Here is an 11,687-nt window from a genome sequence, read left to right as displayed (position 1 = left end):
TTATTATTGCTTACTTAAACGTTTTAGTAAAGTTGTATAGCGTGCTTTGATAACTCCGGTACGTATGAGAAAGGTCTTTAATAGATTCATCACTCAGGCAGTACTGTATCCGGGAATAATGATGCAATGTTTGTAAAAAATAGCATCACTAACGTAAAATTTTCAACCATTTAGTAAAACGTTTTACATATTATATTTATTTTGCAGAACCAAACATGCTAACCAAAGCCATAAATTCCTGATTAATGAAAAAGATATTCACCATTTCGATTTGTGCAGTATTGATCACTATGCTTTCTACACAGCTGCTAAAAGCACAGGAAATCATCAAAAAAGGTGGTTACACGTTATCCTTCGAAAGCAATTTTAAGGAACTAGATCCTCAATTGAAGAAACGGTTAATTAAAACTTTTTTCGAAGTTTATCCAAAACTGGCCAAAGAATATAATCCAGCCACCATAAAAGAAGTCAAATTTTTTGTTGATACAGCTTATGGGGGCGTTGCGGCAACTGCCGATGGAAAAGTAACCTTTAGTTCGATGTGGATGGTAAAACATCCCGAAGATATTGATGTAGTTACCCACGAGGTGATGCACATTGTGCAGGATTACGGACGAAGCGTTGGTCCGGGATGGTTAACAGAAGGCATTGCAGATTATGCCCGTTACAAATTTGGGGTAGATAATGCAGGCGCCAAGTGGTCGCTACCTGCTTTAAAACCAGAACACAGTTACAAAAACAGTTATCGCATTACCGCAGGTTTTTTCGCCTGGATGGAGAAAAATATAAAACCTGGTATGATTAAAACCGTTGATGCTGCTTTAAGGGACCATACTTATACCAAAGAGATCTGGACCAAATTAACAGGTAAAGATTTGGATGCACTTTGGGCAGATTACGTTAAAAATTCTGAAGTTTAAAAAATAAATACAAGCATATAAAACACAAACACAACAAATGAAACGATTATTTATCGCCTTATTGAGTGTTGCGGCATCAACCAGCTTCGCGCAAACAATAGGCAAAATTACAGATCCGGTAGATTGGATAAACCCTTTAATGGGAACGGCATCCAAGCCATCGCTATCTAACGGAAATACTTACCCGGCAATCGGTTTGCCTTGGGGCATGAATATGTGGACACCACAAACCGGTAAAAACGGCGATGGTTGGGCTTATGTTTACGATGCCGACAAAATCCGTGGTTTTAAACAAACGCACCAGCCTTCGCCCTGGATGAACGATTACGGTGCTTTTTCGATCATGCCGGTTACAGGCAAATTAAAATTTAATGAAGATGAGCGTGCCAGCTGGTTCAGCCATAAAGCTGAAGTGGCCAAGCCATATTATTATAGTGTTTATTTGGCAGATGCAGATGTGACCACCGAAATTACCCCCACGGAGCGCGCTGCCCAGTTTAGGTTCACCTTCCCTAAAACAGATAGTGCCTATGTGGTGATAGATGCCCAGAATAAAGGCTCATACATTAAAATTATACCTGCAGAAAGAAAAATTATTGGTTATACCACCAAATATGCCCGTGGTCCATTGCCTAAGAATTTCAAAAATTATTTTGTCATCTACTTCAACAAGGATTTTAAGTTAGCTAAAACCTGGGATGATAAAAAACTGAACGAAAAGGATTTAGAATTAACGGTAGACCACGCCGGTGCCGTTATTGGTTTTGCAACACAAAAAGGCGAGCAGGTAATTGCAAAAGTGGCTTCTTCATTTATCAGCTTTGAACAGGCCGATTTAAACCTGAAAAGGGAGCTGGCTAACGATGGTTTTGATGCTACAAAAGCAAAAGGCAGGGCAACCTGGAATAAAACCTTAAGCAAGATTGCAGTTGAAGGCGGTACTATTGACCAAACCCGTACATTTTATTCTGCCATGTACCGCACTTTGTTTTTCCCGAATAAATTATATGAAATTGATGCACAAAACCAGATTGTACACTGGAGCCCTTATAACGGGCAGGTTTTGCCGGGTTATATGTTCGCCGGTACAGGTTTCTGGGACACTTTCAGGGCATTATATCCTTTCCTGAACCTGGTTTATCCTTCCATCAACAAGGAAATGCAGCAAGGTCTGATCAACGATTATAAAGAAGGTGGCTGGTTGCCGGAGTGGAGCAGCCCGGGTTATGCCAATATTATGGTGGGTAACAACTCTGCTTCGGTAGTTTCTGATGCCTATATTAAAGGCATGCGCGGTTACGACATTGAAACCTTATGGCAGGCGGTAAAACATGGTGCCAACAACGAAGGCCCGATGGAAGCTGTTGGCCGTGATGGGGTTAAATATTACAATGAATTGGGTTATGTACCTTTTGATGTGAAAAAGAATGAAAATGCTGCCAAAACACTAGAGTACGCATATGATGATTTTACCATTTACCAATTGGGGAGAGCTCTGGGTAAACCAGTCGCAGAAATCGATATCTATAAGAAAAGAGCCATGAACTATAAAAATCTTTTCGATCCGGCTTCGGGTTTAATGCGCGGTAAAAACCAGGATGGAACTTTCCAAAGTCCGTTTAGTCCTTTTAAATGGGGTGGCGCATTTACTGAAGGTAACAGCTGGCATTACACCTGGTCGGTTTTCCAGGATATTGATGGTTTAGCCAAACTAATGGGCGGTCACCATAAATTTGTAACCAAGTTAGATTCGGTTTTTTCTATGCCCCCTGTATTTGATGAAAGTGCTTATGGTGGTGTAATTCACGAAATCCGCGAAATGCAGATCGCAAACATGGGCCAGTACGCACATGGGAACCAACCCATCCAGCATATGATTTACCTGTATAACTATGGCGGTGCGCCCTATAAAACACAATATTGGGTGCGCGAAACCATGAACAGGATGTATAAAGCTACGCCAGACGGATATTGTGGTGATGAAGATAACGGGCAAACTTCTGCCTGGTACGTGTTCTCGGCAATGGGTTTCTACCCGGTAACCCCAGCGGTTGACCAATATGTTTTGGGAGCACCTTTGTTTAAAAAAGTAACCATCACTTTAGAAAATGGTAAAACCGTGGTCATTAATGCAGCTGCCAATAGCGATAACAACCGTTATGTTCAGTCTTTGCAGATGAATGGTAAGCCATATGCTAAAAACTGGATCAGCCACAGTGGTTTACAAAAAGGTGCAGTATTAAATTTTAATATGACAGCAACGCCGAATAAAACAAGAGGTTCAAATCCAGCCGATTTCCCTTATTCGTTATCAACAGAAAAATAGATAAAATTATCCATCGGGTAGAGCAATTATCCGGTGGATTTTAAACCAAATTTAGCCTTAGGCTAAAACTAACAAACCAAAATATATGAACATCTCAAAGACGGGTTTTACAGCCATTTTCTGGCTTTGCGGAACCCTGTTGGCATTTGGCCAGCGTATTGATCTCAAAGATCTTTCAGCCTTTAAAAATCCTTCAAATTCATGGTCGCTGGCACAAAATGTTGTGGCTGACCTTAATGCCGAAAATGTTTTAAAAACAGTTAAAGGTGAAGGAATTTTAGTTAACCACTCTACGGCAAAAAAAGCCGGGTCCGATTTATACACCATCAACGAGTATGGTGATATAGCCTTAGAATTAGATTATTTGACGGCAAAGGCAACAAATTCTGGAATTTATCTTCAGGGTAATTATGAAATCCAGATTGACGATGCCTGGGGAATCAAGAACCCAAGTTCATCAAACAACGGCGGCATTTACCAACGTTGGGACGATAGCAAACCTGAAGCCGAAAAAGGATTTGGTGGTGTTGCGCCTCGTCAGAATGCAAGTAAGGCACCTGGTTTATGGCAGCACATCAAAATTATCTTCCAGGCACCAAAGTTTGATGCAGCTGGCAAAAAAACACAAAATGCCAAAATCGTCAGTGCAGAACTTAATGGCGTACTGATTCATGAAAACGTTGAATTATTTGGCGCAACCCGGGGGGCTGCAGGCGCTGAAAAAGCAAAAGGCCCTTTACGCTTACAGGGCGATCATGGTTCAGTAGCCTTCAGAAATATCCAGATAACCGAACTATCAGAAATTCCAAAACCAAACCAGAACGGTGGTGCAGATCCCATATATATTGAAGCTGCAAGCAACAATATGATCAGAAGTTTTGTAGATGTAGCACCAAGAGTGCGTTCTGTACATGCTATTTCAGTTGGCGGGCCGGAAAAAGTGGCCTTTAGCTACGATTTGGATAACGGTACCTTGTTACAGGGTTGGCATGGTGATTTTATTGACGCTACACCGATGTGGGATGGCCGTGGAAACGGAACCTCCCGTGCTTTGGGCAGTGTTACCCGTTTTACCCAAAAACCTGTTCTGGCCATATCAAAGTTAGTAAACGACCAGGCTAAATGGATTGCCGATACGGCTGGTACCGGTTTCAGAACAAAGGGTTATGTAATGGATAAACAAGACCGTCCGGAATTTAAGTACATCATACATGGAACAAATGTTACCGATGCCGTTAAAGTGATGGATAACGGGCAGGGTTTAAGCAGGGAGATTACTGTTGATAAACCATCAAAAGATCTGTATTTCCTGTTAGCTGCTGCTTCAAACATTGAAGAGGCCGGTAAAGGTTTGTATTTAATTGACAATAAAGCATATTACATACAGCTAGGCGAAGGTACTGCAAAGCCGATTATTAGAAATGTGGATGGCAAATGGGAGATCATTGCACCCATTGGAAGTAAGTTGAATTATAGCATTTTGTTTTAGTCGTGATCATGATGAGAAATACATTTAAAAAATTAGCAATACTGGCACTAAGTTTTAGCTTTACTACAGTTTTTGCACAAGAAACACCGAAAGAAGAAGATTTTTTCAAAATAAATAAAGTACGCGTACCCGAAGGCCCGATTTTAGAAGTTGGTGGTCTGGTTACCCTTCCCAATGGCGATTTAGGCGTTTCAACCCGTAGGGGAGAAGTTTACATCGTAGAAAACCCTACCAGTGCAAAACCCTATTGGCGCAGATTTGCCTATGGATTGCACGAAATTTTGGGCATTGCCTATAAAAATGGTGCGATCTATGTAGCACAGCGTGGCGAATTAACCAAATTGGTAGATAAAGACCAGGATGGCAAAGCCGATATTTACGAAACCGTTTACGCCTGGCCTTTAAGCGGGCACTACCACGAATATAGTTTTGGCCCGAAAATAATGCCTGATGGCAGCTTTATGGTTACCGCAAATGTGGCCTTTGGCGACGAAGAATGGTGGCGTGCCGAAAGCCGTGTACCGATGCGTGGCTGGGCCATGAATATTGCCGAAGATGGTAAAATGATCCCTTATGCTGCGGGTTTCCGTTCGCCAGCCGGTATTGGGAGTATTGATGGTCAGTTTTATTATACCGAAAACCAGGGCGACTGGGTAGGATCGGGTGGTTTATGGAAAGTAAATAAAGGCGATTTTATGGGACACCCGGCTAGTTTAAGGTGGACTAATCTGCCTAACTCTCCGGTTAAGCTACAGTCAGATTTCTTTTACTCGCAAATAGACGAGCGTAGAATCAAAAATGAACAAGGGAGATACATTAAACCAGAAAATAGGGTAAACGAAACGTTTAAAACCTTATTCGAAATGAAGAAAGTGTTTCCTGAATTACGTTTGCCATCGGTTTGGTTGCCTTATGGTATCCTGGGTATTTCATCTGCAGAACCTGTTAAAATTCCTGCCAATACATTTGGGCCATTTGCCGGACAGATTTTGGTTGGCGATCAGGGAATGAGTATCATTTCCAGAATTTTTATGGAGACCGTGAAGGGTGAAGAACAAGGTGCCGCTTTCCTTTTCCGTAAAGGTTTCCGTTCGGGTGTGTTAAGATTAGAATGGGGAACCGATGGTTCACTATTTGTGGGAGAAACCAACCGTGGCTGGGGATCGGCCGGTGATGCTAACGAAGGTTTGGAAAGACTGGTTTATAACAATAAAACCCCTTTCGAAATGAAAGCCGTTAGGGCAATGCCTGATGGTTTTGAAGTCGAATTTACCATGCCTGTGGATCGGAAATCAGCTGAAGATCTGGCTTCATACGATGCAGAAAGTTTTATATACAAATACCACCCGGTGTATGGTTCGCCTCCTGTAAACACGGAGAAATTAAAAATTTCTGGGGTTAAAGTGTCTGCGGATGGTTTAAAAGCCAGGATTGTGGTTAAAAACCTTCGCCAATATTATATCCATACTTTAACGTTAGATGGTTTAAGATCACAGGATGGCTTTTATTCTTTAGTTCATCCGGTGGCTTACTATACCTTAAACCAGATTCCTGATGGAAATAAACTTTCTGCCAGCGAGGTGAGTACCAAAAACTCAGCAACTCCTGTAAATACCCCTGCCAGGAAAACTGCTGTGCCAAAGGCAACAACAGGTAAAGCACCGGAAGCTAAAGGAACTTCAACTCCGGCAAAGCCTGCGGCTAACGCCAAAGCGCCTACTTTTAAAGAGGTTGAAGGTTTGTTAACCAAAAATACCTGCCTGGCCTGCCACAATCAAACCAAAAGGCAAATTGGCCCGCCATTCGTAGAAATTGCAAAACGTAAATATTCACCAGAGAAAATATTTCAGTTGATCCACAATCCGCAACCACAAAACTGGCCGGGTTATTCAACAGAAATGCCTCCGATGCCGCAGGTAACCAAAGCTGAAGCTTTAAAAATTGCAGCCTGGATAAACTCTTTAAATAAATAAGTTGATTGTTAGGTAACGGTTGGTAGAAATGCCAGCCGTTTTTTTATGGCATAAATTTTCATAAAACTTATCGTCATTTCGACTGAAGCGCAGCGAAATGGAGAAATCTATATAGGGCTCCCGTTGCCCAGAGAATTTATTTCAGGGTCTTTGAAATGAAAGATCCTTCGCTATGCTCAGGATGACAGCGCGCTTAGGGTGGAAAAAAAGAAATGGGGATTCCACTATCGCAGAATCCCCATCATCTAAATTAACGCTCTCATATACATAAACGCTGTAAAAACGATTTATTGTATTTGGTGCAATTTTTTTTCAACTTGATTGTGCGGTGCGTGTTTGCTCTTCCTATTCATCTTTTCGACAGAAATATAGCGAAATGAAGAAATCTACGTTAGAATTTGTCACCCCGATCTGATAGCTATCAGATTTATTTCAGGGTCTTTGAATAAAAGATCCTTCGCTATGCTCAGGATGACAGCGCGCTTAGGGTGGAAAAAAAAGAAATTGAGATTCCACTATCGCAGAATCCCCATCATCTAAATTAACGCTCTCATATACATAAACGCTGTAAAAACGATTTATTGTATTTGGTGCAATTTTTTTTCAACTTAATTGTACGGTGCGTGTTTGCTCTTCCTATTCATCTTTTCGACAGAAATATAGCGAAATGAAGAAATCTACGTTAGAATTTGTCACCCCGATCTGATAGCTATCAGATTTATTTCAGGGTCTTTGAATAAAAGATCCTTCGTTATGTATGACAGCGCGCTTGGGGTGGAAAAAAAAGAAATGGGGATTCCACTATCGCAGAATCCCCATCATCTAAATTAACGCTCTCATATACATAAACGCTGTAAAAATGATTTATTGTATCAGCTGTAATTTTTTTTCGTTTTTGGATGTTGATCAATTAAACCTATTTTTACTTTATGGCTACTACAGATAGAACCCAACAAGATGCACAAAAACTTTCGGCTGCCCGGGCTGCGGTAAAATTTGTTAAAGATGGCGATGTAGTAGGCCTGGGTACCGGATCTACCACAACCTTTGCGATTAAAGAGTTAGGTAAACGGGTAAAAGAAGGACTTCAAATAAAGGCAGCTGCAAGTTCCATCCGAACACAAGAACTGGCGGAATCGTTAGGAATAGAAATTCTTGACCTTGGGCGCTTAAGCCAGCTTGATATCAGTATTGATGGCGCTGACGAATTTACAGACTCACTTGATCTGATTAAAGGCGGGGGCGGAGCACTGTTCAGAGAGAAAATAATTGCATCATTGAGTAAAAATGCCATTATCATTGCCGATGCTTCAAAAAAGGTTAAAAAATTAGGTGCTTTTACCGTTCCTGTTGAGGTAATTCCATTGGCCTATCAATATGTATTCGATCAAATGCATAAACTTGGTGGAAAGGGCATCTTGAGGACTGTAGCGGGCCAAACATTTATTACCGACAATGGAAACCTGATTATAGACGCTGATTTCGGCCTGATCGATGATCCTGCAAAACTATCTGCTGATCTTAATCAGATTAACGGATTATTGGCTCATGGCTTATTCATTAACATCACTTCTAAAGTAATCATGAGCGATGGGGAGGATATTATTATTTTTGAATGATAGCAGTTCATTTGTTTAATAGTCATTAGTTTATTTGTGCCCCTCCTTGTGTTATTTTTAAACGCAATGATAAATCAATAGCCAGTATTATGAGTGTTGAGAGTTGGTTCAATTCTGTGTTCTTTGCGCTTTTGTGGCAAATTGAGAATTTCACCGATAAACTTTCTTCTTTTAAATTTCCCAAAATTTTTTACCGACAGTTTTATTTCACTCACCGATAAAACATCATAACTAAGCGAAAAAGCATTCTCCAGCGTTCATTTTCGTGATACATTTGAATCATAAAACAAAACGGTCATGGAAAATTTAATCAAAAAAAATCACGCAGATAAACAAGTTGGTTTGGGCATTTTAATCATCGCCATCGGTTCAGTATTCTTATTAAGAAACTCGGGCATAGATGTTCCACATTGGATCTTGAGATGGCACACCATTATGTTGGGTATTGGTTTGTGGATGGGTTACCGTAAAGACTTTAAAGGAAGTGGTTGGTTAGCATTAACTATTATTGGAGGCTTATTTACTTTTAAAGCGATAAACATATTTGATTTTGATCTGTTTAGGATTAGTATACCAATGGTATTGATCGGTTTAGGTTTATATGTAATCTTAAAACCTAAAAAAGTTCAAAACTTCGATCAGTATTTTGAGAAGAAACCAGTTGATTTTACTGATCAAGAAAGCTAAAATTCTTAACTCTATCATATATCTTAAAAAGGGACATTTTCTAACAATGTCCCTTTTTTATGTTTAATAGCAGAGGGGTATTGAGCATGGCGCTCAGCATACGTTTAATTGCTGCACCAAGCGCTCCGCGCTTTAGCCAAAAAGAAACGGGGATTCCACCCTCAGGCAGTATCCCCGTCATCTAAATTAACGCTCTCACATACATAAACGCTGTAAATGGAATATATTGTGTGCAGCTTTATTTTTTTTTCAGAAAATGCGGTTAAACCTGTAAAACAGGAATAGCTTTATGGTATTTGTTGCGGTACTCAATTGGTGTTAAACCCGTAATTTTTTTGAAAACATCTCTGAATGATTTTGTATCGGTATAACCTACATCAAACATCACTTCGGTAATGTTTTTTCTGCTCGATTCGAAACTCCGTTTTGCAGCCTCAATTTTAACTCGCTGAATGTACTCGATCACCGTATTTTTGGTTGCGCTTTTAAATCTCCGCTCAAAGCTCCTTCTGCCCAATGCCAGCATATCAGCAAGTTGGTCTACCGTAATCCGTTCCTGATAATTGCCATCAATAAATTCCTGTGCCTTTCTGATTTTTTCATCTTCATGCCCCTTTTGCCCTTGAAACATCATAAAAGCCAGCTGACTTTCACGGTCGATATCAATGGCAAAATATTTGGCTGCTAAAATGGCGGTATCCCGATCCGTATGTTTCTCTACCAGGTATAAAAGTAAGTTCCAGTAAGAGTTTGCCCCGCCGCTCGAATACAGACCCTGGGCATCGGTAATAATACTGCCATCTACCAGTTCTACTTTGGGAAAGATTTCTCTGAATTGATTGGCAAACAGCCAATGCGTAGAACATTTTCTTCCATCTAACAAACCCGTTGCAGCGAGTAAAAACGCACCCATACAGAGTGAAGCCACTTCTGCACCTTTAGCATGCTGTTTTATAATCCAGGGTAACAAAGCCTGGTTTGCTTCTATGGCATATGCTACATGACCACTTATTGCAGGCACAAAGATGAGATCGGTTTGTTCAACTTCGTGCAATAGTTTATCGGCATGTACAGAGAAAAGACTGTTATTTAACCTAACCTCTTTGGTCATTCCTACAAGTTCAACTTTAAACAGTGGGCGCTTGCCCGATGCCTCTAAAAATTCGTTAACAGCGGTAAACAGATAGCGGGGATCTGCAATGGCTTCGATTACGGCAGTCTCTGGAATTAAGATAGATACATGTTTCATACTTCAAATATAATGAGGCTGTTTGTCGGAAACAACCCCCGCAATTGTCGTTTCTGCATATTTAGCCCGTTGATTTCTGCCCGTATGTTTGTGTTGTTAATCAATTACAGTTAAATCTTTAAAGCGGTAATGCCGATAATGACAATGGAAGAGTATATTTTAAATGAGGATATTAAGGTGATGTGTATTACGGCAGCATCTTTCCCCAACGGAGTTTTAGCGGCACATCAAAAACTTCATGCCTTGTTTCCCCTCGATAAGCAACGCAGGTATTTTGGAATAAGCCGGCCCAACGAAAAGCGGGAGATTATTTATAAAGCTGCCGTTGAAGAATTGACAGATTGCGAAGCTGATAAATTTGGTGTCGAAACTTTTACCATAAAGAAAGGAACATTTATTAGTGAGCTGGTGCCCGATTTTATGAAAGATGTTAGCCAGATCGGAAAAATCTTCAGGAAACTGCTCAATCAATCCAACATAGATCCAAAAGGCTATTGCCTTGAAATGTATATCAATGAAACAGATGTGCGCTTAATGGTGGGCATCAAAAAATAATATCAATTGGCAAGTATAAATTCATATCTCACTTTTAATGGTAACTGCCGTGAAGCAATGACTTTTTATCAGGATTGTTTGGGGGGAGAACTGACCCTAGAAACCATTGGAGAATCGGTTATTGCTGGTAAAATGCCCGATATTTTGAAGCGGAGTATTATGCATGCTGTTTTGGCTAAAGATGATTTGGTGATTATGGCAACAGATCTGGTGGCCGAACGCGGATTAATTAAAGGCAATTCGATTGCTATGATGCTGAGCTGTAATTCGGAAGAAGAGGCCCGGGCTTTTTACCGTAAACTTTCAGCAGGAGGAAAGGCCTCGCATCCGCTGCAGGAAACATTTTGGGGAGCGCTTTTTGGTGATCTAACAGACCGATTTGGGAATAACTGGTTAATAAATTATGATAAAAACAGATAAATATGAAGAAGTTAAAAACTTGGTATTGGATTACCACCATTATTTTCGCATTAATGATGATTATGGATGGGGTTGGAGGAATTACTCAACAGGAAGCAGGGCAGGAGGTGCTTAAACACCTCGGTTACCCGATTTATCTGCTCATCATTGCTGGCATGGCAAAACTGCCAGGAGCGGCATTCATCTTGCAAAATAAATTTGAAACCATTAAAGAATGGGCCTATGCAGGTTTTGCCATTAATTTTATCGGCGCTTTTGCTTCCAGGTTATTTGCTGGCGATGGCGTATCGCTGCTGATCCCACCACTTGTTGCTTTGGTTATGATGTTTATTCCTTACATTTTATGGAAAAAACTTAAATCAAATGTTAAAAACAGTTAAAACTAAATAAGTAGTTTAATTAAAGGCTTTTGAGAACCAAATATTATTAACTTTGGGTATTGTAAACAA

10 protein-coding genes are annotated in these 11,687 nt (G+C 40.4%); 9 read left to right on the top strand and 1 reads right to left on the bottom strand.

Annotated elements, in window-relative coordinates; translation table 11 throughout:
* Positions 1 to 245 precede the first annotated feature (245 nt).
* From ABEG20_RS13885 to ABEG20_RS13860, 6 genes are all read left to right on the top strand, one after another.
* Positions 246 to 920, top strand: a complete 675-nt coding sequence (locus tag ABEG20_RS13885) for a basic secretory protein-like protein (protein WP_406823921.1) — start codon at positions 246 to 248, stop codon at positions 918 to 920.
* 37 nt (positions 921 to 957) lie between these two features.
* A complete protein-coding gene (locus ABEG20_RS13880; RefSeq protein ID WP_406823920.1) occupies positions 958 to 3,246 on the top strand; it encodes a GH92 family glycosyl hydrolase in 2,289 nt (762 codons plus the stop codon).
* Positions 3,247 to 3,331: 85 nt separating this feature from the next.
* Positions 3,332 to 4,735: a DUF1080 domain-containing protein gene (locus ABEG20_RS13875; RefSeq protein WP_406823919.1), complete on the top strand. Its 1,404-nt coding sequence runs from the start codon at positions 3,332 to 3,334 to the stop codon at positions 4,733 to 4,735.
* A gap of 8 nt (positions 4,736 to 4,743) precedes the next feature.
* Entirely contained in the window at positions 4,744 to 6,708 is a 1,965-nt protein-coding gene (locus ABEG20_RS13870) for a hypothetical protein (protein WP_406823918.1), read from the top strand.
* 929 nt (positions 6,709 to 7,637) lie between these two features.
* Positions 7,638 to 8,327 (top strand): ribose-5-phosphate isomerase RpiA, encoded by a 690-nt coding sequence (gene rpiA, locus ABEG20_RS13865; protein ID WP_406823917.1) that lies wholly within the window; start codon positions 7,638 to 7,640, stop codon positions 8,325 to 8,327.
* A 297-nt stretch (positions 8,328 to 8,624) separates the two neighbouring features.
* Positions 8,625 to 9,014 carry a LiaF transmembrane domain-containing protein gene (locus tag ABEG20_RS13860; RefSeq protein WP_265850684.1) on the top strand — a complete coding sequence of 130 codons (390 nt, stop codon included), beginning with the start codon at positions 8,625 to 8,627 and terminating at the stop codon, positions 9,012 to 9,014.
* Positions 9,015 to 9,276: 262 nt separating this feature from the next.
* Here the strand turns inward: ABEG20_RS13860 and ABEG20_RS13855 are convergent, their stop codons facing one another.
* A complete protein-coding gene (locus tag ABEG20_RS13855) occupies positions 9,277 to 10,263 on the bottom strand; it encodes a GlxA family transcriptional regulator (protein ID WP_406823916.1) in 987 nt (328 codons plus the stop codon).
* A 129-nt stretch (positions 10,264 to 10,392) separates the two neighbouring features.
* Here ABEG20_RS13855 and ABEG20_RS13850 point away from each other — a divergent pair, with 129 nt between their 5' ends.
* The 3 genes from ABEG20_RS13850 to ABEG20_RS13840 are packed head-to-tail and all read left to right on the top strand — an operon-like array spanning position 10,393 to position 11,618.
* A complete protein-coding gene (locus ABEG20_RS13850; RefSeq protein WP_406823915.1) occupies positions 10,393 to 10,818 on the top strand; it encodes a transcriptional regulator in 426 nt (141 codons plus the stop codon).
* A gap of 6 nt (positions 10,819 to 10,824) precedes the next feature.
* Positions 10,825 to 11,238 carry a VOC family protein gene (locus tag ABEG20_RS13845; RefSeq protein ID WP_406823914.1) on the top strand — a complete coding sequence of 138 codons (414 nt, stop codon included), beginning with the start codon at positions 10,825 to 10,827 and terminating at the stop codon, positions 11,236 to 11,238.
* Between the two features lie 2 nt (positions 11,239 to 11,240).
* A complete protein-coding gene (locus ABEG20_RS13840; RefSeq protein ID WP_406823913.1) occupies positions 11,241 to 11,618 on the top strand; it encodes a DoxX family protein in 378 nt (125 codons plus the stop codon).
* The last annotated feature ends 69 nt before the right edge of the window (positions 11,619 to 11,687 follow it).

This window comes from Pedobacter sp. KACC 23697, from assembly GCF_045348445.1.
Lineage (GTDB): Bacteria > Bacteroidota > Bacteroidia > Sphingobacteriales > Sphingobacteriaceae > Pedobacter.
Note: the sequence above shows the minus strand (reverse complement) of the source record. Positions and strands in the feature narration are given on the sequence as shown.